The sequence below is a fragment of the Acinetobacter endophylla genome, from assembly GCF_053543775.1.
In genome coordinates this window covers 80,933-101,996 of record NZ_JBLVOM010000245.1, presented here as the reverse complement: position 1 = coordinate 101,996, position 21,064 = coordinate 80,933, and the positions used below count along the sequence as shown (strand labels likewise).

Sequence of the window (21,064 nt, the reverse complement as noted above, 5' to 3'; positions counted from 1 at the left end):
ACTTTCATTTGCATAAATCCAGCTAAATGGAAGCTTGGCTTTTGTTTAAATCTTGAGAATACTGCTGCCTTTGCTTATGACCTGATCCTTATGACTTGGCTGTTATTTATTCTTGGTGCAATGGTCGCAGGTTTTGTCCAGGGGCTGACCGGCTTTGCCTTTGCCCTGATCGCCATGTCTTTCTGGGTCTGGGTGCTGCCTCCGCAACTGGCCGCGCCCTTGCTGGTATTTGCCTCGATCTGGAGTCATGTGATTTCACTCAGTCAGGAAAAAAAGCAGCTAGTTTTATCCAGGCAGTTGGTGCTGCCTTATCTGATTGCTGGTCTGATTGGCGTGCCGCTGGGTACTTATCTGTTGCAGATCATTCAAGCAGATACCTTTAAGATGATCTTGGGATTTTTTCTGGTACTGTGGTGTCCGGTGATGCTATTCAATCCGCAATTCAAAACAATTCAGCATTCAGGAAAATTGACTGATAGCTGCATCGGTTTTATTGGCGGAATTTTAGGAGGACTGGGCGGTTTTTGCGGTGCCATTCCTTCGGCCTGGGTGATGTTAAAACAATTACCCAAAACCCAGCAGCGCTATATTTTACGGCACTTTAATTTTGCAATTCAGCTTTTCACGCTGGGTACTTATGTATGGCAAGGCCTGATCAATCAAAGCCATTTACCCTATATGGCCTTGCTGATTGTTTTTGTGAGTATTCCGGCAATTTTAGGCGCAAAACTATTTTATAAAATTTCGGAATTACTGTTCAAACGCATGATCTTAAGTTTACTCTTTAGTGCAGGCTGTTTTCTATTAGCGTCCCAATTCATTTAAACACAAGATCAAGCCGAGTCTGTCTTCCCCGCTAAAGCTTGAATCCGGTGAAATAACTGCTATGTTAAGGCCAATCTTTGTAAATATAGATCATCATTATGCAGATTCGTGATCAGATTGTTCTTGTTACTGGTGGTGCACGTGGTTTGGGTTTAGCCATTACTCAGGCTTTACTGGCTGAGGGCGCGCGCGCGGTCGTCAATTATCATAGCAGTCAGCAGCAAGCTGAACAGCTGGCCCAGCAGTATCCTGAACAGGTATTTATTTATCAGGCAGATGTCACTCAAACTGATCAGGTCCGCGCTTTATTTGCCGCAGCTAAAACCCATTTCGGGGAAGCGATTCATGCTGTAATCAATAACGCACTGATTCAATTTGAATTTAATGGTGATGCACGCCCTAAAGTAGAAACGCTGACTTGGGATATGTTGCAACGGCAATTTAGCGGTGCAGTACAGGCTGCCTTAAATACTACACAAGCCGCACTGGATGATATGAAACAGGCAGGGTTTGGCCGGATCGTGAATATTGGTACAAACCTGGTGCAAAATCCGGTGGTTCCTTATCATGACTATACCACCGCCAAAGCTGCATTATTGGCCTTTACCCGCACCACGGCGCAGGACTTGGGACAATATGGCATCAATGTGAATATGCTCTCTGGTGGCCTGTTACAAACCACGGATGCCAGTAAGGCCACACCTGACATTGTCTTTGACCTGATTGCTCAATCGACGCCTTTACGCCGCGTAATTACACCAGAAGAATTTGCTGCTGCAATCCTGATGTTTTTGTCACCTTATTCACGTGCCGTCACAGGACAAAACCTGATTGTAGATGGTGGCTTGGTCAAAGGTTAAATGTTTAGAGAATGGACTTGAATTTTCAAATTCTGTTGTTCTATTTTTTAACCATTTGGTAGATTAAAAAGGTTTTGTGACCGGGTTTTACTTCTACAATAGTGCGCTCCCATAAAGCCTTTAGTCTACTTTCCATGAAATTTATCACGACATTGCTCAGTACCTTGCTACTGGCAGGTTGTATGTCCAGCGATTTGAAAAAATCAGAACAATTACTGCAAAATTTCCATTGTGCCAAGGTAGATACCGCCCAAATGCCACATAGCAGTATGACCGACTATTATCAGCAGATGTTGTATAGCAGCAAATCCAAAGTCGAGTCTTATATCAAACAGTATCATCAAAGTGAAGAGCTGTTTGACCTGCCACTGCATGAAGTGGTGGAGCAACAATATGATCTTTATAAAGATGCCTGCCAAAATCTGGGTGGAATTTTACCCGCTTCTGAAAATGCATCTTAAGTCTGTCAATCTTCATGATGATTAGGCAATAAAAAAGCAGGAGAATTTTCCTGCTTTTTTTCAACTCAATTTTAATTCTGATAATAGCGCTGATCTACGCTGAAGCATTCAGGGAATTTTGGCTGAATCTCTGCATAAAATGCCATGATTTCTGCCATGTCTTTTTCATAATCCCCTGTCGGATAAACAATTTTACCTACGCCAGTTTTCTTCTTTTCATAGTCCATATAAGCCAATGCAATCGGCACACCTGCATTGATCGCCACATGGTAAAAACCTGTCTTCCACTGTTCCTGTTTGGCACGAGTCGCTTCTGGCGTGACTAGCATGACCAGTTTAGGATGGGTCTTGAATAATTCCGTCATCACCTGAACCATACTCGGACGAGGCTCACCCGGCTGTTTAGGACGGCGATCAATCCCGATACCGCCCATAGCACGCACAAAAGGCCCAAATGGCAATTTCATGTAACTGTCTTTAATGGTTAAGCGAACATTCACGCCTAATGCTTTTAAGGCCAATCGCGCATACAGTGCATCCCAATTACTGGTATGAGGAGCAGCAATCATGACACATTGGTCTAAATCTAGGGGCCAATGGTTATCAATTTCCCAACCCATCAGGTTCAGGCTTTGTTCTGCCAACTTCTCAAACACGTCACGCACCAATTCTATTCAAAATTGCGCGAATTTTAGCAACCTCGACAAATATAGATAGTGGCCAGCGATCAATAAATAAACAATTAATCTATATTTGTATAATTATATTTTTCAAATGAAAAGTTAATTTTCAGTTCCCATATTTTAATTACACTGATAAATAAACCATCAAATGGCTTTATTGTCTTAATTATTTGAGGTGAAGCAAAAGATGAGAATATTCGGACTCTAAATGTGCCCAATATAGACTTGCCGAAAATTGATTACGGACATTAATATTCTCATAACCTTCTTGCCTTTAGCTTAAACTCCAAAACCCCGTCTAACTGAGAACGGGTCAATTGATTTGGAGAAACTATCTTAAATTTTCACTTTAAACCGGATCATTTTAATCAATATGTTCAAATTGAATGGTACAGCCCATCAATAAATGCATCAGTTCGATTTGCGAACAACATTGGGTTTTTTCATAAATATTTTTAAAATACGTCCGTACCGAACTCAGCGTAATGCCACACTGTTCTGCAATATCTTCTATTTTATAACCATTAATTAACAACTCACATAAATCAAACTCTCGTTTGGAAAGTTGGTAACACTGTTGTAGGTAAGTTCTTGACAGGGAATAATGCTGGTTTTTATCCGTCATAAATAATGCAATCTGATGCTGAGCAGACTGTAAATGTTGCATATTTCTTAATTTCTTAAAGGGCACTACCGTCAGCATGAATTGCGAGCCTGCCCCATCACTCAACGCCAGGACTCCACCCACTTCAGTTTGAATGGTCGTATCTTCCAGCAAAGCACTTTCCAGAAGCTGATCAAAACGTATCTGCTGACTATAATTGGTTTTTAGACGGTTATGTATATCCAGATCCAGACATGAACTTTGATCAAGCATCTTTTGCGCAACAGGATTGGAATAACTTAAACACAGGTTTTGATCGAGCAGTACAATCCCGGTTTTTAAACTATCCAATACGGTATACAAGCTTAAATTATCTTGTTGAATCAAGTTGATTTGCCGGTGAATTTGCAAAGCCCGGCGTAAATGGATACTGATACGTCTTAGAAAATCCAGCTCAGGCTGTTCAAAAGGCTGTACTTCAGGTGCACGATGAATACCCAGTACTGCCCAACGATAATTTCCCCGATCCAGCAATACGCCCGCCAGATAAGATACACCACCAGGCTTTAAACACTTCTCATAGAAAACATAATGATCCGTACCCGGCTGTTCTGCATAGTGCTGACAGTTATGACTCAATGCATCGCCCATCTCGATCGCATTCCATAATGGCATATGCAGTTTCATATCAATCACTCTGATACGCTCATCTTGATAAGCGGCCAAACTTTCATTCGGGATATTGTGCGTATAGACAAAATCATAGCCTGGATTAAGCTGATCCAGACCGGTAAAAATTGCACTCTTACTTTTAGTATAGCTCACGATATCTTTGATCACGTCCAGCCACAAAGATGGCAATACAGCAGCATCATAAATTTTTGCAATCAGATTATTTTCTTGTTCTAATTTCATTATCCCCTCCGCATTATCATTATTTTCTAATCATAGCGTTCAGAATTGGTTAACGAAACAGCATAAAGTGACTTTAAACTTGGCTAAAAATTCTTAAATCCTGCTCACTTATCAATAACTCTGGCCTCATTCACCTAATGAATCAAACTTTAACAAGATTGCCCTATTTATCTGTACTGACTACTTTTAATGTAATTCATAACAAATAATTTAATAGGGTTAAAACAATGAAAAAATTAACGCTTACTGCTGCGATAGCAGTCGTTCTTGCAGGAGCTTTAACCGCCTGTTCAAAGCCCAATGATAATGAGCCGATGAGTAATAATGCTCAACCCAGCCCAGCCATGATGGAGCAAAATAACGCGGATACTAGTGTGAACCGTGCTGATAGCGCAGAAACTTCGCTAGATTGGGCAGGTGAATACGAAGGTGTTTTTCCTTGTGCTGACTGTGAAGGGATTAAGGTCGAGTTAGATCTCAATCCGGATAAAACCTATGAGCTAAATGAGGAATATTTAGGTAAAGCTGGAAATAATGAGACGGAAACTAAAGGTAGTTTCAGTTTTGACCCTCAAGATCCTTCAATCATCACATTAGATAACAAAGCTGAAAACCGTAAATTCTTTGTTGGTGAAAATTTTGTTGAAGCACGCGAGATGAAATCAGGTAAAAAAATCGACAGTAATTTAAATTATAAATTAGTTAAAAAGTCCGCATCATAATTTTGTAAACGCATAAAAAAATCCCCGCTATTGCGGGGATTTTTTATGAAATGCTCGGATGATGAATTACATCATGCCGCCCATACCACCCATGCCACCCATATCAGGCATTGCAGGTTTGTCTTCTGGGATTTCAGTGATCATGCATTCAGTGGTCAGCATCAAGCCAGCAACAGAAGCGGCGTGCTCAAGTGCAGAACGCGTTACTTTAGCAGGGTCAAGAATACCCATTTCCAGCATATCGCCATATTCGCCAGTTGCAGCGTTATAACCGAAGTTACCTTCGCCATTCTTCACAGCGTTGATCACTACAGAAGGCTCATCACCTGCGTTAGATACGATTTGACGAAGCGGTGCTTCAATCGCACGACGAAGAATGTTGATACCTACGTTTTGGTCATCATTCGCGCCTGTTACGCCTTCAAGTGCAGATGCAGCACGTACTAGTGCAACACCACCACCCGCAACGACACCTTCTTCAACCGCAGCGCGAGTCGCATGAAGCGCGTCATCTACACGGTCTTTTTTCTCTTTCATTGCAACTTCAGTTGCAGCACCGATTTTGATGACAGCAACACCGCCAGCAAGTTTCGCTACACGCTCTTGAAGTTTTTCTTTGTCATATTCTGAAGTAGATTCTTCGATCTGTGCACGGATTTGCTGTACACGGTCAGCGATTTGGCCAGCATTACCAGCACCATCTACAATTACAGTATTTTCTTTAGATACAGTTACTTTATGTGCTGTACCCAAGTGATCAAGCGTCGTTTGATCCAGCTGCATGCCGATTTCTTCAGAAATCACAGTACCGCCAGTCAAGATCGCGATGTCTTGAAGCATAGCTTTACGACGATCACCAAAACCAGGTGCTTTCACCGCACATACTTTGATAATACCGCGCATGTTGTTGACAACAAGTGTCGCAAGCGCTTCGCCTTCAACATCTTCAGAAATGATTAAAAGCGGTTTGCCAGTTTTAGCAACAGCTTCAAGTACTGTAATCAACTCACGAATATTGCTGATTTTTTTATCAACAAGAAGAATGAATGGATTTTCAAGTTCAGCTGTTAAAGTATCTTGCTTGTTCGCGAAGTACGGAGAAATATAACCGCGGTCAAACTGCATACCTTCAACTACGTCAAGCGAATCTTCGAAGCCTGAACCTTCTTCAACCGTGATTACGCCTTCTTTGCCCACTTTTTCCATTGCTTGCGCAATCAGCTGACCTACAGTCGTGTCAGAGTTAGCAGAAATCGAACCTACTTGCTCAATCGCTTTAGAGTCTGATGCTGGTTTTGCAGTTGCCTTGATATTCTCAACAACAGAACGTACCGCAATATCGATACCGCGTTTCAAGTCCATTGGGTTCATACCCGCTGTTACTGACTTGATGCCTTCATTCAAAATTGCTTGTGCCAATACAGTTGCAGTCGTTGTACCATCACCTGCGATGTCATTGGTTTTTGAAGAAACTTCACGAACCAGTTGAGCACCCATGTTCTCGAACTTGTCTTTCAGCGTAATTTCTTTGGCAACAGTGACACCATCTTTAGTGATGTGCGGTGCACCAAAAGAACGGTCGATAACAACGTTACGGCCCTTAGGACCCAAAGTAACCTTTACTGCATCTGCAAGGGTGTTTACACCAGCAATCATTTTTGAACGAGCTGAATCACCAAATTTTACGTCTTTAGCTGACATATTTGACTCCGAATATTGTTGTATCTTTACAAAATCTGATTTGGAATGAATAAAACTTTTTTAGCGCAGATTAAGCTTCTAATACCGCTAAAATGTCAGATTCTTTCATGATTAAAAGCTCTTCGCCGTTTACTTTTACAGTAGTGCCTGCATAAGTACCGAACAATACTTTGTCGCCAACTTTTACGTCTAACGCGCGTACGCCATTGTCAGTGATTTGACCATTACCAACTGCAATGATTTCACCTTGAGCAGGTTTTTCAGCAGCCGAACCTGGAAGTAAAATGCCCCCAGCTGTTTTAGTTTCTTCTTCAACACGACGAATAACAACGCGGTCATGTAATGGACGAATGTTGCTCATAAATAACTCCATCAGACTAAGTCTTTTTTAGGTCACTGATGACGACTTAATTATTCCATGGGTCATCATCAAAAATTTTTGATGTCACTTTTATGGAGATGGAATAAAACGCTTCAAGGGCAAAAATGAAAAAAAATTGGTTTTTTTTAACGAATCATAGGTTTTCGTCTATTTATTCGGCAGATCAGCCTTCAACATAAAGGCTTGTGCCACTTCATCGAATAAATATTGAGAAATTTTTCCTGTGGCATCAATCAGATTAAAGCTGTTCGGTTCATCTTTATGTAGACGATTTGACGCAGAAGTCCCTGCATGTACATCATATACAGGATGATCCATCCCCAATCCGAACATCTGATTCAAATCATAAATCGCCGGTTGATGCAGATGCCCATGCAACACCCCAAACAGACCATGCTCTGCCCAGGCCTCTAAAGCAATTTTGGCCATCAATGGGCTGTCCTTGAAACCGCGCTTATTTTGAAAAGGCACATAAAAAGGCTGATGGCTGACAATGATTTTTAATTTGGAAGCAGGCGCCTGCGCCAGCGTCAGGTCAATACGCTGAATCTGCTCAAGGGATAAATGCCCTTTGGTATGATATCGACGTCGGATCGAATTCACCCCAATCAGATAAAAATTTTCAGTTTCAAATATTGGCTCCAATTCACCAAAAAAAATCTGGTAACGGGTAAATGGATTGAAAAGCCGATTCCACAAATGATAGAGCGGAATATCATGATTCCCCGGGATCACCATATAAGGCGTATTGAGCTGATCTAAAAATTTTTTGCAGGCAAAGAATTGACCCAAACGTGCGCGCTGAGTCAGGTCACCACTGATGACGACGGCTTCAAGTGGATGGGTCTGACAGAAATGCCGAATCGCTTCTAAACACTCCGGCTTCTCTGTTCCAAAATGCAGATCAGATAGATGCAGGATCATGTGGCACCATTACGTTTAGGCTATCTTTTAATACAGAAATATTGAGTGGCGGGGCCATTTCCACAATTTCCCCATCAATCGCTACCATCAGTTTCTTGGCTCGGGATTCGATTCGAACTTGATCGGCTGCAAAACTATAAACATCCGATGCCTGGTCAATCTTGCCACGAATCAGCTGATACACTAGCTTAAATAAAGTAAGCTTATCACTTTTAGAAACTACAACTCCCGCCACTTTGCCTTTTTCAGCCGCTTCTGCAATGCGCATTTTCATATCCGCCAGTTGCAAGGGATTATTGCCAAAAAAAATCAGTGGTGTTTTTACCGGATATTTCTTTTGATCCACCCAGATTTTTAGTTTTAATTCTTTACGGTCGCGAATTAAAACATCCAGTGCAGAAGTATAGGCATGTAGCGGTAAGCGACCAAAAATACGATTATAGTCTTCACGTTTTTTAATAAATAAAGGATATAGACCTAAACTGGCATTATTCAGATAAATTTCCTGATTGATACGAGCAACATTCATACGTTGTGGCTGTCCTGTCGCAATCACTTTTGCCGCTTCAAGCAAATCCAGCGGAATCCCCAATAATCTGGCCACATAGTTAAAAGTCCCTAAAGGCAAAATACCGACAGGAATTTGCGTATTCAACACATGTTTGGCGACTGTATTTAAAGTGCCATCTCCGCCTGCCGCAACGATGATTCCTGACTCGCTAGATGCCAAATGCTGTTCAAGCACCTCAACCATAATTTTATCAAATTGCTGTGAATCATTGATTTCATAAGCTTTAGTTTGATAACCCTGCGCTGAAAATATATCGATCAGCTGTTCATAAATGCCTTCTGGCCCCTGTATGCGAAAACCAGCTTTGTGATTAAAAATCAGCGATAAGGGTTTAGATTGATTAGACATTTTTCGCGCAATTTCATTGAAGCCTATTGGCATTTTGTCCAATTCATAGACAATTAACAGTGGCTTTATGTAAAATTCAAATGGCAACCATTTATTTAATCAATAATGAATATTAGAGATCTTATAAAATTAAGATAATGATTTTAATATTAATTTTTAAAATAAATACCATTCATCATTTAAATAAATAGAATCAATAATTCAAATATTTAATTTTATCTTGTTGTTTTACTTGTATTTATAAATAAAATAGCATTATATTCCAAAAGAAATCTAGCACTTCTTTGGTCTTATTTTTTTTATCATTTTATGCTTTAATACAGCCACTTTTTTTCATATTTCATCTGGGCGATATTTTTTATTGCTCGGATTGTACTTTGTACATCTAATTTGTACACATTTGAGATAGGCCTCACCATGACCCAAGTGAACGCACCAGAATTCGTTCGTCACCCTAAGCTTATTGCTTGGGTGGAAGAGATTGCTAAATTAACAAAACCAGCAAAAATTGAATGGTGTGACGGTAGCGCAGAAGAATATCAACGTTATATCGACTTGATGATCGCTAACGGCACAATGCAAGCGCTGAATCAAGAAACTCATCCTGGTTCTTATCTTGCAAATTCTGATCCTTCTGACGTAGCACGTGTTGAAGATCGTACTTACATCTGTTCTGAAAACAAAGACGATGCTGGCGCGACCAACAACTGGGAAGCACCTGCTGTCATGCGCGAAAAATTGAACGGTTTATTTGACGGTTCAATGGCAGGTCGTACACTTTATGTGGTTCCATTCTCAATGGGTCCATTGGGTTCTCATATCGCTCATATCGGTATCGAGTTAACTGACTCTCCTTACGTTGCAGTAAGCATGTCTAAAATGGCTCGTATGGGTAAAGCTGTTTATGACGTTCTTGGTACTGACGGTGAATACGTTCCTTGCGTACACACTGTAGGTGCTCCGCTTGCGAACGGCGAAAAAGATGTTGCATGGCCTTGCAACAAAGAAAAATACATCGTGCATTACCCAGAAACTCGTGAGATCTGGTCTTATGGTTCTGGTTATGGCGGTAACGCATTGTTGGGTAAAAAATGCCTGGCATTACGTATTGCATCATTTATGGGTCGTCAACAAGGCTGGTTAGCTGAACACATGCTGATCCTTGGCGTGACCAATCCACAAGGCGAAAAACACTACATCGCAGCTGCATTCCCATCTGCATGTGGTAAAACAAACTTCGCTATGTTGATTCCACCAGCAGGCTATGAAGGCTGGAAGATTGAAACTGTAGGTGATGATATTGCCTGGATCAAACCAGGTGAAGACGGTCGCTTATATGCAATCAACCCTGAAGCTGGCTTCTTCGGTGTAGCGCCTGGTACCAACACCAAGACCAACCCGAACTGTATGGCAACCATGCACAAAGACGTGATTTATACAAACGTCGCTGTGACTGACAACGGTGAAGTATGGTGGGAAGGTCTGACTAAAGAAGCGCCTGCCAACCTGACTAACTGGAAAGGTCAACCACACACTGGCGAAGAAAAAGCAGCGCATCCAAATGCTCGTTTCACAGTTGCAGCTGGTCAATGCCCTTCTATTGACGCTGACTGGGAAAATCCAGCTGGCGTGCCAATTTCTGCGTTCATCTTCGGTGGTCGCCGTGCAGACACTGTGCCTCTAATTTCAGAAGCATTTGACTGGGTTGACGGTGTTTACAAAGCTGCAACGATGGGCTCTGAAACAACTGCTGCTGCTGTTGGTCAACAAGGTGTTGTTCGTCGTGACCCGTTCGCGATGCTTCCATTCGCGGGCTACAACATGGCAGATTACTTCACGCACTGGTTAGAAATGGGTGAGCAAGTGGGTGCGAAAGCTGCTGCTGCTGGCAACAAACTTCCAGGTATCTACAACGTGAACTGGTTCCGTCGTGATGCTGAAGGCAACTTCGTATGGCCTGGTTTCGGTCAAAATATGCGTGTTCTTGAGTGGATCATTGACCGTTGTGAAGGTCGTGCTGATGCTGTTGAAACACCAATCGGCCTAGTTCCTACTTACGAACAGCTGAACTGGACTGGTTCTGACTTCACTAAAGAACAGTTTGACCTAGTAACTTCTCAAGACAAAGATCAATGGATCAAAGAGCTTGAAAGCCATACTGAATTGTTCGACAAGCTAGGTGAGCGTTTACCAGAAGCGTTAAAAACTCGTCAAGCAGAACTTATTGCTGCGGTTAAATCTGCTTAATTGCTGATTTAATTTAAAAAAGGTCGCGTAAGCGGCCTTTTTTATTGACTGTTTAAACAATTGATCACAATTGACTAGAGCAGCTGCTTAAGCAAAATATGGCATACTTAAACCAAGACTTCAGGAACTATAAATATGAAAAGAACAACAGTAATTTTGGCTGTGGTTGCAAGCAGTTTTGTACTGAGTGCATGTCAGACCACACCCCATCAATTCAATGGACAAAGTGGCTATGAAATTCTGGAACGTTCAGGCAATACAGCAACCCTGAGCTACACCCTTTCAGGACGACCAAGCCAGGATGAAAACCGCTTGCAAGCTGCCTGCAGACACGTATTAGGAAATTCCAAAACTTACAATATCCAGATTTTAAGCACCAATGAAATTTTTAATCCAACTGTGGAACAGGAAAACTATGGCCGTCAACTGGGTAATAGCCGCACGCAAATCAGCTTGAGCAATACGCCTGATTTACATAATAGCGAGAACCCGGGTGCACGCGAAGCCTTAGAAGCCCGCCCAACGACCATGCGCGTTATTCGTTATACTTGTTCTTAATATCTGATACTTAGTTACTTAATCAGAGCAAGACAATCAAAAAGGGCTAACCACCCTTTTTGATTTTTCAACTTTAACGTGTTTTATAGAAACTGACATTACGAAATTCTGGTGATTCATCCAGATCCGGCCAGGTCGTAGCACTACGCTCATCCAGTTTTTCATATTGAGGATGACTAAAGTTTTTTACTCGACTATCTGCAACCCAGACTTCAGGTGCAAATTTTAAAAACTCATCCAGGAAGAAACGGTTGCACTGATCATAAAGCACATCTGCGGCTAACAGAATATCCACCTGCTCTGCCTTATACAGATCATCCAGATATTCAAGCTCGACATCATTTAGCTCTGCATTGGCACGACAAGCATCTAAGCTCACTTGATCGATGTCACAGCAAATAACGCGTTTTGCACCTGCCATTTTCGCTGCAATCGCCACTACACCTGAACCTGCGCCAAAATCCAGTACAACTTTATCTTTGACATGATGCGGCTCTGCCAATAGCCATTGAGCCATCGCCAAGCCTGAGGCCCAGCAAAAGATCCAATACGGTGTATCGTTCCAGATGCGACGGATGACTTCATCATCCAGCTTATCTGTTGGGAATACTGGCGGAATCAGCCACAGGGAAATTGGTGTATCCGGCAATTGCTGTGCATGCAGCTCACAGCATGGAATCACATCATGCAAGGCTTCTAGTAGATGTTCTGGGGCTTTGGAGAATTGGAAAGTACAGCTCATTGGATTTTTATTCGTTATATGTGTCAGAAGAACTCTTATATTTTAGATATTACCCTCATCCCAACCTTCTCCCACAGGGAGAAGGAGCATCCATTATTTTCACAATGAACTTCCCCCTCTCCTTTCAGGAGAGGGTCAGGGAGAGGTCTGTTTATTAACCTAGCGCTTTCTCAGCAGCTTCAACCGTTTGACGGATTAAAGTGGTAATCGTCATTGGACCTACACCACCCGGAACTGGTGTGTAAGCAGAAGCAATTTCTTCAATGCCAACAAGTTGGATATCACCAACACCACCGCCATCACGTGGATGGAAACCAGCATCAACAACCACTGCACCTTGTTTGATCCAGTCTTTTTGAATTAATTCTGCTTTACCTACCGCACCGACAATGATATCTGCTTGCTTAACAAAGCTTGCAAGATCTTGAGTACGTGAATGGCAAATGGTTACGGTTGCATTCGCTTCTAGCAGCATCGCAGCCATTGGTTTACCCAAAATTGCAGAACGACCTACAACTACCGCATGTTTACCAGCGATTTCAATGTTGTTCTCTTTCAGGATAGTCATAATACCCGCAGGCGTCGCTGAACCATAGGCTGCCTCACCCATTGCCATACGACCATAGCCCAGGCAAGTGACACCATCTACGTCTTTTTCAAGCGAGATTGCATCGAAACAGGCACGCTCATCAATTTGCGCAGGAACCGGGTGCTGAAGCAGAATACCGTGCACATCAGGATTTGCATTTAATTTTTCAATTTCAGCCAATAATTCTTCAGTTGTGGTTTCTTTAGGAAGTTCCACTTTGAATGAATCCATACCAACACGGCGGCAGGCATTGCCTTTCATGCGAACATAAGTTGCAGATGCACCATCGTCACCTACCAAAATCGTCGCAAGAATTGGAGTACGACCTGATTTTGCTTTCAGCGCTTCTACGCGAGTAAACAAGTCAGCTTCAATTTGCTTCGCCAATGCACGACCGTCTAGAACTAATGCCACGGCACTTCTCCCAAGTGTTGATATGAATCAATTTTGCACATTCTACATGAATAATTTAAATATTTTCCGCCAGATGATGTTTTTATGCGCATACAGATGAATACACTATTGTTTTTTTTTCTGAGCTTGCTAATATACGCATCAACAAGACGCGGCGGGGTGGCAGAGTGGTCATGCAGCGGACTGCAACTCCGTGGACGCCGGTTCGATTCCGACCTCCGCCTCCATCTTGTTAAAGCCCGAGTGGTGAAATCGGTAGACACAGGGGATTTAAAATCCCCCGCCCACAAAGCGTGCCAGTTCGAGTCTGGCCTCGGGCACCATTCTTCTACTATAGAAAGATGGTGCAAATAAAGAACCCAGCGAAAGCTGGTTTTTTTATGTCTGTAATTTAGTTAGTCAAAAAATAAGTAAATTAAATTCCCATTTAAAGTGTCATCATTAATCAGGCCCTCCTGCTCTGCTTTCTCAATATCATCCAGCAGAACGTAAATATCCTTGCAAATCCTGTTCCAGTTTCTGCTGAAAATGAATCGGCTCAATAATTTTCACATAGGGCAACCAGTAACGCACCAAAGGCAACAACTGCATTTCGTGACGAATCTGGCAACTGATCACTAACTCTCCAGTCTCGGCTTCCTGCTCGATCTGCTGTTCTGGAAATAAACGGCGCTCTTTAAAAAAGACCGTGACTTCAGGTTGTACCCTGATTAAGACTTGCTGCTTTTGCTGCCCAAACCAGATGCTGTCTTCATCTGCCAGCATTTTCAGTATTTCAGGATCATGCGCAAAGCTCTCCGCCTTAGAAACCAGCTTGAGCTGTTGCACCTGACTTAAGCGATAAGTGCGCAACTTGTCCTGATCTACGCCCACCAGATACCAGATACCATGATGGTGAATCAAGCGATAAGGCTTAATGATTCGCAATTGATCTGAATATTGCAACTCAACCTGCTGACGTTTATAGATTGCACCTGCAAGCAGCTTGAAATGCTCGGCAAACTGTTTGGCATCTTCAAAATAATAGCCTTTTGCCGAAAATACCTGATTTGCCCGCTCATCCAGCAGTTCACGCATAAAAGACATATCCAACGCCGGATACAACTCACTGATCCCCGAAAGCTGGGCAAAAGTCTGGATATCCTGCAATTTAAACCGCCCTAAATAAGAGGGTTCCAGATAATATCGTTTCTGTTCATCTTGAAGTAAGGGTAAGTAAGAGCCTAGACGATCAAAATCGCGCTCAATGGTGCGGGTGCTGACCTGAAATTCTGCAGCTAGCTCTGCAGCCCGGAGTTGATATCCGACGTTTAATTTGGTCAAAATTCTGGCTAAACGCTCTGCAAGACGCTCATGTGTTGAAGCTGGGCGCTTCATAAATCCCCACTTAATACATTCTCATGTACTTATTTATCGCTAGATGTTGAATGATTATACTGAATGCCGATCAATGAATAATATTAGGACAAAGTCTAAGATATTTTTTTTGCATCAGATCTTGATCCTTTATTCACCCTAAAAATACAAGATCTTATTTGGATTTTCTGGATGCTTTCTTGCTTGAATGACGATTTTGTATTGTTAATCTTTCTATATAACGCTCCAGATGCAGCATCGCCCGATACATTTTATGTAACTCTACCCAACTGATGGTTCCGCGAATAATCATTTTATGAATACGTCGTAATGCTCTTAAACTATGTTTTGAACTATATGCTGTTGAAATAATTTTCATCTTATTTTCCCTCTCACATTCATGTGAATGTTTAACCATTTGGTCGGAATTATCTATACATGCAATTTACGTGTCATAATTGACAGGTTGTGTCGAACGGTTAACATTTTTTAATTTTTATTCAAGATTTTATATATTTATTTGTAATAATATTTTACTTAAAATTAAAAAAAGCCAGTAAAATTACTGGCTTTTTTTGAATCACTTATCTCGTATTAAATAATTTCAACTACAACTTTACCCACATGCTCTCCAGTATCCATTGTGGCATGAGCATCCTGAATCTGATCGAACTTAAACGTTTTATAGATCATCGGGAGACATTCGCCTTTTGCCCACAATGGTGCAATCTGCTCTTTCAGGCCTTGTGCAATTTCCGCTTTTTCAGCCGTGCTGCGTGCACGCATGGTCGAACCGGTAATGGTCAGACGTTTCATCATGATTTGACCCAGTTTGACTTCTTTGGCCTTGGCACCACCCAAGAAAGCGATATAGACCAGACGTCCATCACGGCGCAACAAATTCAAATTACGCTCTAAATATGGTGCACCGACCATATCTAAAATGACATCGACACCACCATTGTCAGTGGCTTCATTAATAACTTGCTCAAAGTCCTGAGTTTTATAATTAATAGCCGTGGTTAAATCAGAAATAGCCGCAACTTTTTCATCTGAACCGACAGTTGCAAAAGTTTTGATTCCGAGTGGTTTACACAACATTAAAGCAGTCGTACCAATCCCGCTCGTTCCACCATGTACCAGTACAGTTTCTCCTGCTTTGGCCTTACCCATCTGGAACACGTTCGCCCATACAGTAAAGAAAGTTTCAGGAATGGCCGCTGCCTGTACAAAACTTACACCTTCAGGAATATTCAAGGTCTGGCTTTCAGGTACGACGCAATATTCAGCATAACCGCCACCATTGGTCAGGCCACAAACCTTGTCACCGATTTTAAACTGACTCACATCGCTACCAACCGCAACCACCTCACCTGCCACTTCCAGGCCAGGAACTGGCGTTACCCCTTTCGGCATCGGATATAAGCCTTGACGCTGCAGGATATCTGGACGGTTAATACCAAAGGCATGAACTTTCACCAGAACTTCATCTGCTTTAGGTTCAGGTACAGTCACCGTTTCATAAGCGAGTTTATCGACACCACCTGGTTCTGTAATAATGACTTGCTGCATGGTTTGTTGCGACATGATTTCTTTCCCTAATCTATGCATTTTATATATCTTGGACTTATTTGAACATAGTTAGCATGAGGAATGAAGCTACATCGGACTTATGTATAATCGGGGGACTATTCAGGAAATTGATAATAGGCCAACCATGACCCAAGTGATCGAATATAACGAAAACAATTACAGTGATTTTGAGTGGTTTGAAGGTTTTGCCGTGATTCGCTTTTATGCAGACTGGTGCAAGCCCTGTGTTCAGAATTTTCCGATCTTTGCCGAACTGGCGACATACTATGCTGAGGTAAATCCTGAAGTTAAATTTGGCAAGATCAATGTGGATCAGTCTCCGATTTTAACCTTGCGCTATAATGCCTATGGTTTGCCTTCTACGCTTATTTTTAGAAATGGAGAAATTATTAAAAGGATTGCAGGCGTGAAAAGTTTAACCGAAATGAAAGCAATTCTGGCCTTAGTCCTCAATGATTCTTATGAATAATTACCCATGTGAAGCCAAATCTAACAAAAATATTTCTTTTAGTTCACTATCTAAATACGGAGCCTTTAATTAACTACGCCCTTTATATTCCTTTACCATTCGATCACTCACATCTTCCGGATAACACAGCGGCGCATATCCGCCTGCACGATTATAAGCACTACGCTTACCACAACGACTACCATTACTTGCAGTATTGTAAGGACACGGACAATTTCCCGGATAATTCTCAATCGACTGCTGGATTATTTTTTGCTTGATTGCTTCAACGCTTTGGCTGCTCTGTTTGGCTTCAGCTCCAAAAGCCACACACAAGCCAGCCAGCAATATTAATTTTTTCATATATTCCCCAAATCTAGGGAGTATTGTATTAATTGACTAGTAAATTGAAAGATCACATTTTGACTAATCGAATGATTTTCATGCAATCAAAATTTAGGCAATAAAAAACCCGCTTTTCAGCGGGTTTCTTCAAATCAGTCCAGTCTTATAGACGAACCAATTCCACAATCTTCTCAGCAAGTTCTTCAACTGTATCTACGGTTAAAGTCGTGTCTGTACCTTCAGCAGCATCAGTAATCACAACCACACCAGTTTCACGAACCAGTGCAACCTGCTCCGCATTCAAACCTGCTTTAGCAATAGCAACGATCCCTTGCTGAATCAGCAAGCTTTCTAGCGCCTGAGCATTTTCCAAAGCTTTACCAGATACAGTCACCGCAGCAGGTTTTTGACCCAAACGTGCCGCACGTGCTTCTGCAGTGACAGGCTCATCGTGTGCAGACCATTCAACTGATTCTTCCACCATACCAGCACCAATCGTCACGTTATTCAAACGATCGATGAAGATAAACGAACCGGTGAAACGGCTGTCTTGATAACGGTCAAAGACCACTGGTGCATCAAATTCAACAGTCACATTGGCGATTGCATTTAGCTCAAGTTTATCCACCTGAACTTTTTCCAATGTGTTAACGTTGGTACGGTAATGAATTGCCGTTACTTTTGCCGGAACGGTTTGCGTACCAATCTTGATGTTGTACAGCTTACCCAGTACAAGTGGTTGATCTGCCATCCACACAACAGTCGCTTGAACTGAACGGGAAATATTTGGAACAGCTTGATCCGCACGAATTAACACGTTACCACGTGAAATATCAATTTCATCGTTAAGCGTTAAAGTCACTGCCTGACCTGCAACTGCATGCTCAAGATTGCCATCAAAAGTGACAATTTCTTTGACAGTCGATGATTTACCAGAAGGTAATGCTGTTACGGTATCGCCAACATTGATATCGCCAAGTGCGATCGTACCGCAGAAACCACGGAAGTCGAGGTTTGGACGGTTCACGTATTGCACAGGGAAACGGAAATCCTGCTTCGCTGAACTACGGTTAATTTCCACCGATTCAAGTGTACCCATCAGCGTTTCACCAGTGTACCATGGCGTATTGGCTGACTTGTTCACCACGTTATCGCCATTCAATGCAGAAATAGGCGTAAAGATGATATTGCTTGGTTTACGGTCGCCCAATTGTGCAACGAATGCCGCATATTCAGCCTGGATTTCATTGAAACGCGTTTCAGAGAATTCCACCAAGTCCATCTTATTGATTGCAACAATGATGTTCTTGATCCCGAGCAAACTCGCAATAAAGGTATGACGACGCGTCTGGGTTTGCACGCCATAACGCGCATCAATCAAAATGATCGCAAGGTCACACGTCGACGCACCGGTTGCCATGTTACGGGTGTACTGTTCGTGTCCCGGCGTGTCCGCGATGATGAATTTACGTTTTTCTGTCGAGAAATAACGATATGCCACATCAATGGTAATGCCTTGCTCACGCTCCGCTTGTAAACCATCAACCAGAAGTGCCAAGTCAGGTGCATCACCTGTCGTACCGACTTTTTTCGAGTCACGGGTCACAGCCTGTAATTGATCTTCATAAATCAATTTTGAATCGTACAGCAGACGACCGATTAACGTCGATTTACCATCGTCCACGTTACCGCAAGTCAGGAAACGCAACAGGTCTTTATTTTCATGTTGTTTCAGATAGCCCAAGATATCTTGGCTGATTAAATCAGATTGATGAGACATCGCTCAAAGCTCCACATATTCTTTAGAAATCGGTTGTTTTGAATCTTTTTTTAATCTCCCTAAATCCCTCTTTAATAAAGAGGGACTTTATCTCCGTTCTGATTTAGGAGTTCCCCCTCTTTTTAAAGAGGTGAGCAGCATTGCTGCGCAAGGGGGGGAGATTAAATTAGAAGTAGCCTTCCTGCTTCTTCTTCTCCATCGAGCCTGCTTCATCATGGTCAATCATACGACCTTGACGCTCAGAACTGGTTGCCAGCAACATTTCCTGAATAATTTCCGGCAAGGTATTGGCTGTAGATTCCACAGCACCTGTTAATGGATAACAACCCAACGTACGGAAACGTACCGATTTCATTTGTGGAACTTCACCTTCTTTTAAAGGCATACGTTCATCATCAACCATAATAAGTGTGCCACTACGTTCAACCACAGGACGTTCTGCAGCCAAATAAAGTGGTACTAATGGAATACTTTCTAAATAGATGTATTGCCAGATATCCAGCTCAGTCCAGTTAGATAATGGGAATACACGAATACTTTCGCCCTTGTTCACTTTACCGTTATAAAGATTCCAAAGTTCTGGACGTTGGTTTTTCGGATCCCAACGATGTTTCGAATCACGGAATGAATAAACACGTTCCTTGGCACGTGATTTTTCTTCATCACGGCGCGCGCCACCAAAAGCAGCATCAAAACCGTATTTATCCAGGGCCTGTTTTAAGCCCTGAGTTTTCATGATGTCGGTATATTTAGAACTACCGTGGTCGAACGGGTTAATACCTGCCTCAACCCCTTCTTTATTCTGATGCACGATCAAATCGAAACCATGGGTTTTCGCCATATTGTCCCGGAAAGTGATCATGTCTTTAAACTTCCAGCCTGTATCGACATGTAATAATGGAAATGGAAGTTTTGCTGGGTAAAACGCTTTTAGCGCAAGATGCAGCATGACCGCTGAATCTTTACCAATCGAATACAGCATGACCGGATTTTCAAACTCGGCAGCAACTTCGCGGATGATATGAATACTCTCAGCTTCAAGCTGTTTGAGATGAGTAAGTCTTTCCTCATTTAACGACATGGACAACACCAGCTTAGAAAAACGTGTACTTATGACACTTTTGAAAATTTATATTCATTATAATGATTTACTTATCCTATCCATTGCTTGTTTTATGATATTGATATATCAAAAGCTCATATAAAAATTCATCAATAATGAATATCAGTTTTTATGAATCAATGATTTGCACAATTCAAGCGAGGATATTGTATGGTAGAGGTATATATTAACCTGTCGCTAAGCCAATAAAATCCTAGAAAAATAATCTAAAGTAGTGGTTCTCAAATAGTTGAAAAATTACTAGAGTAAGTTCAATTCTCCCCTTTATATATACTTCGTTTATGCCCTATAGCGCTTTTGATCTCATCACTGTAAAAACCCGTCTGGAACAGGCTCAGCTTGCCGGTTATATTTATCAGCATCAGCAACATATTTTAGTCTTGCAAGAACCCTTCAGTGATGATGGCAAGCCTCTAAATATTTATCTGCAACACGAGCTGACCGCGGATCAAATCGGATTACAGTTTGGTCTGCGTTTGCAAGAAGGTCATTGGGAATTTCTAGTCGGCGTTACTTATAGCAACCAGAACGCAGCTTACGAAATCGGTGCTGGCAACCTCAAAGGTGATCAAAAAGCCTTTAACTTATTATATGCCTTTTATAATTATCCTAAAGCGTTCTATCTGGTGGCATTACCTTTGACGACCAACAGCCAGATTTTGGAGCAAACCTTGCAACAGCAGCTTTTTAAGCAGCCTGATCTCGATTTCCTGAATACTGCAGTCAAGGTCAATCCTATGGGTGAACAGGTTAAATGGATGCAACACTATATTCTGCAACAGACTTTAGATATGAAAGTCCGGATTCAGACTGCCCTGCTTTAGGCTTGAACAAAAAAATTTAGAGATACTCAGTTCGATGTATCTCTATCAA

Annotated in this window: 22 protein-coding genes and 2 tRNA genes; 10 read left to right on the top strand and 14 right to left on the bottom strand. The window is 42.0% G+C overall.

Translation table 11 applies throughout. From position 1 onward, the window contains the following. Positions 1 to 90: 90 nt before the first annotated feature. From ACNPNW_RS11950 to ACNPNW_RS11940, 3 genes are all read left to right on the top strand, one after another. Positions 91 to 825, top strand: a complete 735-nt coding sequence (locus ACNPNW_RS11950) for a sulfite exporter TauE/SafE family protein (RefSeq protein ID WP_004730222.1) — start codon at positions 91 to 93, stop codon at positions 823 to 825. A 98-nt stretch (positions 826 to 923) separates the two neighbouring features. Beyond that, positions 924 to 1,685, top strand: a complete 762-nt coding sequence (locus ACNPNW_RS11945) for a 3-oxoacyl-ACP reductase (protein WP_278357768.1) — start codon at positions 924 to 926, stop codon at positions 1,683 to 1,685. 134 nt (positions 1,686 to 1,819) lie between these two features. Beyond that, complete coding sequence (locus ACNPNW_RS11940) at positions 1,820 to 2,146, top strand: hypothetical protein (RefSeq protein ID WP_420937208.1); 327 nt, start codon at positions 1,820 to 1,822, stop codon at positions 2,144 to 2,146. Between the two features lie 71 nt (positions 2,147 to 2,217). Here the strand turns inward: ACNPNW_RS11940 and ACNPNW_RS11935 are convergent, their stop codons facing one another. Both ACNPNW_RS11935 and ACNPNW_RS11930 read right to left on the bottom strand, forming a co-directional pair. Next, complete coding sequence (locus ACNPNW_RS11935; protein WP_004730226.1) at positions 2,218 to 2,766, bottom strand: 1-acyl-sn-glycerol-3-phosphate acyltransferase; 549 nt, start codon at positions 2,764 to 2,766, stop codon at positions 2,218 to 2,220. Between the two features lie 427 nt (positions 2,767 to 3,193). After that, positions 3,194 to 4,348, bottom strand: coding sequence for a LuxR C-terminal-related transcriptional regulator (locus ACNPNW_RS11930; RefSeq protein ID WP_420937209.1), 1,155 nt, complete (start codon positions 4,346 to 4,348; stop codon positions 3,194 to 3,196). Between the two features lie 227 nt (positions 4,349 to 4,575). On the opposite strand from ACNPNW_RS11930, the gene ACNPNW_RS11925 reads away from it, so the two are divergent. Then, on the top strand, positions 4,576 to 5,070 hold the full coding sequence (locus ACNPNW_RS11925) for a copper resistance protein NlpE (RefSeq protein ID WP_004279475.1): 495 nt from the start codon (positions 4,576 to 4,578) through the stop codon (positions 5,068 to 5,070). Positions 5,071 to 5,136: 66 nt separating this feature from the next. Here ACNPNW_RS11925 and groL read toward each other — a convergent pair whose 3' ends face one another. The 4 genes from groL to ACNPNW_RS11905 all read right to left on the bottom strand — a co-directional run bounded on the left by groL (position 5,137) and on the right by ACNPNW_RS11905 (position 8,996). Next, a complete protein-coding gene (gene groL / locus ACNPNW_RS11920; RefSeq protein ID WP_004279474.1) occupies positions 5,137 to 6,771 on the bottom strand; it encodes a chaperonin GroEL in 1,635 nt (544 codons plus the stop codon). Between the two features lie 70 nt (positions 6,772 to 6,841). Then, entirely contained in the window at positions 6,842 to 7,132 is a 291-nt protein-coding gene (locus ACNPNW_RS11915; RefSeq protein WP_004646315.1) for a co-chaperone GroES, read from the bottom strand. Positions 7,133 to 7,300: 168 nt separating this feature from the next. After that, the gene (locus ACNPNW_RS11910) at positions 7,301 to 8,077 is read right to left on the bottom strand and encodes a metallophosphoesterase family protein (RefSeq protein ID WP_420937210.1); all 777 of its coding nucleotides are present in this window, start codon (positions 8,075 to 8,077) and stop codon (positions 7,301 to 7,303) included. Beyond that, complete coding sequence (locus ACNPNW_RS11905) at positions 8,058 to 8,996, bottom strand: diacylglycerol/lipid kinase family protein (protein WP_420937211.1); 939 nt, start codon at positions 8,994 to 8,996, stop codon at positions 8,058 to 8,060. The genes ACNPNW_RS11910 and ACNPNW_RS11905 overlap by 20 nt, the downstream gene beginning before the upstream one ends. 417 nt (positions 8,997 to 9,413) lie before the next feature. On the opposite strand from ACNPNW_RS11905, the gene ACNPNW_RS11900 reads away from it, so the two are divergent. Then, a complete protein-coding gene (locus ACNPNW_RS11900) occupies positions 9,414 to 11,243 on the top strand; it encodes a phosphoenolpyruvate carboxykinase (GTP) (RefSeq protein ID WP_004279470.1) in 1,830 nt (609 codons plus the stop codon). A gap of 135 nt (positions 11,244 to 11,378) precedes the next feature. Further along, a complete protein-coding gene (locus ACNPNW_RS11895; RefSeq protein WP_420937212.1) occupies positions 11,379 to 11,801 on the top strand; it encodes a hypothetical protein in 423 nt (140 codons plus the stop codon). Positions 11,802 to 11,874: 73 nt separating this feature from the next. On the opposite strand, the gene ACNPNW_RS11890 is transcribed toward ACNPNW_RS11895, so the two are convergent. Continuing rightward, positions 11,875 to 12,543, bottom strand: a complete 669-nt coding sequence (locus ACNPNW_RS11890) for a class I SAM-dependent methyltransferase (RefSeq protein WP_278356797.1) — start codon at positions 12,541 to 12,543, stop codon at positions 11,875 to 11,877. A gap of 154 nt (positions 12,544 to 12,697) precedes the next feature. Then, complete coding sequence (gene folD, locus ACNPNW_RS11885) at positions 12,698 to 13,546, bottom strand: bifunctional methylenetetrahydrofolate dehydrogenase/methenyltetrahydrofolate cyclohydrolase FolD (RefSeq protein WP_420937213.1); 849 nt, start codon at positions 13,544 to 13,546, stop codon at positions 12,698 to 12,700. A 153-nt stretch (positions 13,547 to 13,699) separates the two neighbouring features. Between folD and ACNPNW_RS11880 the strand changes: the two genes are divergently transcribed. Then, positions 13,700 to 13,773: transfer RNA gene (locus ACNPNW_RS11880), tRNA-Cys, on the top strand. Between the two features lie 10 nt (positions 13,774 to 13,783). Beyond that, positions 13,784 to 13,869, top strand: a tRNA-Leu gene (locus ACNPNW_RS11875). A gap of 151 nt (positions 13,870 to 14,020) precedes the next feature. On the opposite strand, the gene ACNPNW_RS11870 is transcribed toward ACNPNW_RS11875, so the two are convergent. The 3 genes from ACNPNW_RS11870 to ACNPNW_RS11860 form a co-directional block, all read right to left on the bottom strand. Further along, the gene (locus tag ACNPNW_RS11870) at positions 14,021 to 14,923 is read right to left on the bottom strand and encodes a helix-turn-helix transcriptional regulator (RefSeq protein ID WP_420937214.1); all 903 of its coding nucleotides are present in this window, start codon (positions 14,921 to 14,923) and stop codon (positions 14,021 to 14,023) included. Positions 14,924 to 15,077: 154 nt separating this feature from the next. Next, positions 15,078 to 15,281, bottom strand: a complete 204-nt coding sequence (locus ACNPNW_RS11865; protein WP_004646307.1) for a hypothetical protein — start codon at positions 15,279 to 15,281, stop codon at positions 15,078 to 15,080. 215 nt (positions 15,282 to 15,496) lie between these two features. Further along, positions 15,497 to 16,489: an NAD(P)H-quinone oxidoreductase gene (locus ACNPNW_RS11860; RefSeq protein WP_420937215.1), complete on the bottom strand. Its 993-nt coding sequence runs from the start codon at positions 16,487 to 16,489 to the stop codon at positions 15,497 to 15,499. A gap of 130 nt (positions 16,490 to 16,619) precedes the next feature. Here ACNPNW_RS11860 and ACNPNW_RS11855 point away from each other — a divergent pair, with 130 nt between their 5' ends. After that, positions 16,620 to 16,964, top strand: coding sequence for a thioredoxin family protein (locus ACNPNW_RS11855; RefSeq protein ID WP_005107508.1), 345 nt, complete (start codon positions 16,620 to 16,622; stop codon positions 16,962 to 16,964). Positions 16,965 to 17,033: 69 nt separating this feature from the next. Here the strand turns inward: ACNPNW_RS11855 and ACNPNW_RS11850 are convergent, their stop codons facing one another. From ACNPNW_RS11850 to cysD, 3 genes are all read right to left on the bottom strand, one after another. Continuing rightward, positions 17,034 to 17,306 (bottom strand): hypothetical protein, encoded by a 273-nt coding sequence (locus ACNPNW_RS11850; protein ID WP_004279462.1) that lies wholly within the window; start codon positions 17,304 to 17,306, stop codon positions 17,034 to 17,036. A 145-nt stretch (positions 17,307 to 17,451) separates the two neighbouring features. Further along, positions 17,452 to 19,068 carry a sulfate adenylyltransferase subunit CysN gene (cysN, locus tag ACNPNW_RS11845; RefSeq protein WP_004279461.1) on the bottom strand — a complete coding sequence of 539 codons (1,617 nt, stop codon included), beginning with the start codon at positions 19,066 to 19,068 and terminating at the stop codon, positions 17,452 to 17,454. Positions 19,069 to 19,234: 166 nt separating this feature from the next. Then, complete coding sequence (cysD, locus tag ACNPNW_RS11840; protein ID WP_004730252.1) at positions 19,235 to 20,149, bottom strand: sulfate adenylyltransferase subunit CysD; 915 nt, start codon at positions 20,147 to 20,149, stop codon at positions 19,235 to 19,237. A 323-nt stretch (positions 20,150 to 20,472) separates the two neighbouring features. Between cysD and ACNPNW_RS11835 the strand changes: the two genes are divergently transcribed. Then, entirely contained in the window at positions 20,473 to 21,015 is a 543-nt protein-coding gene (locus tag ACNPNW_RS11835; RefSeq protein WP_086044008.1) for a hypothetical protein, read from the top strand. Positions 21,016 to 21,064 lie beyond the last annotated feature (49 nt).

Excerpts from the sequence above, each read along its gene's own strand:
- ACNPNW_RS11950 (WP_004730222.1), top strand. The coding sequence starts at position 91 with ATGACTTGGCTGTTATTTATTCTTGGTGCAATGGTCGCAGGTTTTGTC.
- ACNPNW_RS11945 (WP_278357768.1), top strand. The coding sequence starts at position 924 with ATGCAGATTCGTGATCAGATTGTTCTTGTTACTGGTGGTGCACGTGGT.
- ACNPNW_RS11940 (WP_420937208.1), top strand. The coding sequence starts at position 1,820 with ATGAAATTTATCACGACATTGCTCAGTACCTTGCTACTGGCAGGTTGT.
- ACNPNW_RS11935 (WP_004730226.1), bottom strand. The coding sequence starts at position 2,766 with ATGGGTTGGGAAATTGATAACCATTGGCCCCTAGATTTAGACCAATGT.
- ACNPNW_RS11930 (WP_420937209.1), bottom strand. The coding sequence starts at position 4,348 with ATGAAATTAGAACAAGAAAATAATCTGATTGCAAAAATTTATGATGCT.
- ACNPNW_RS11925 (WP_004279475.1), top strand. The coding sequence starts at position 4,576 with ATGAAAAAATTAACGCTTACTGCTGCGATAGCAGTCGTTCTTGCAGGA.
- groL (WP_004279474.1), bottom strand. The coding sequence starts at position 6,771 with ATGTCAGCTAAAGACGTAAAATTTGGTGATTCAGCTCGTTCAAAAATG.
- ACNPNW_RS11915 (WP_004646315.1), bottom strand. The coding sequence starts at position 7,132 with ATGAGCAACATTCGTCCATTACATGACCGCGTTGTTATTCGTCGTGTT.
- ACNPNW_RS11910 (WP_420937210.1), bottom strand. The coding sequence starts at position 8,077 with ATGATCCTGCATCTATCTGATCTGCATTTTGGAACAGAGAAGCCGGAG.
- ACNPNW_RS11905 (WP_420937211.1), bottom strand. The coding sequence starts at position 8,996 with ATGTCTAATCAATCTAAACCCTTATCGCTGATTTTTAATCACAAAGCT.
- ACNPNW_RS11900 (WP_004279470.1), top strand. The coding sequence starts at position 9,414 with ATGACCCAAGTGAACGCACCAGAATTCGTTCGTCACCCTAAGCTTATT.
- ACNPNW_RS11895 (WP_420937212.1), top strand. The coding sequence starts at position 11,379 with ATGAAAAGAACAACAGTAATTTTGGCTGTGGTTGCAAGCAGTTTTGTA.
- ACNPNW_RS11890 (WP_278356797.1), bottom strand. The coding sequence starts at position 12,543 with ATGAGCTGTACTTTCCAATTCTCCAAAGCCCCAGAACATCTACTAGAA.
- ACNPNW_RS11870 (WP_420937214.1), bottom strand. The coding sequence starts at position 14,923 with ATGAAGCGCCCAGCTTCAACACATGAGCGTCTTGCAGAGCGTTTAGCC.
- ACNPNW_RS11865 (WP_004646307.1), bottom strand. The coding sequence starts at position 15,281 with ATGAAAATTATTTCAACAGCATATAGTTCAAAACATAGTTTAAGAGCA.
- ACNPNW_RS11860 (WP_420937215.1), bottom strand. The coding sequence starts at position 16,489 with ATGTCGCAACAAACCATGCAGCAAGTCATTATTACAGAACCAGGTGGT.
- ACNPNW_RS11855 (WP_005107508.1), top strand. The coding sequence starts at position 16,620 with ATGACCCAAGTGATCGAATATAACGAAAACAATTACAGTGATTTTGAG.
- ACNPNW_RS11850 (WP_004279462.1), bottom strand. The coding sequence starts at position 17,306 with ATGAAAAAATTAATATTGCTGGCTGGCTTGTGTGTGGCTTTTGGAGCT.
- cysN (WP_004279461.1), bottom strand. The coding sequence starts at position 19,068 with ATGTCTCATCAATCTGATTTAATCAGCCAAGATATCTTGGGCTATCTG.
- cysD (WP_004730252.1), bottom strand. The coding sequence starts at position 20,149 with ATGTCGTTAAATGAGGAAAGACTTACTCATCTCAAACAGCTTGAAGCT.
- ACNPNW_RS11835 (WP_086044008.1), top strand. The coding sequence starts at position 20,473 with ATGCCCTATAGCGCTTTTGATCTCATCACTGTAAAAACCCGTCTGGAA.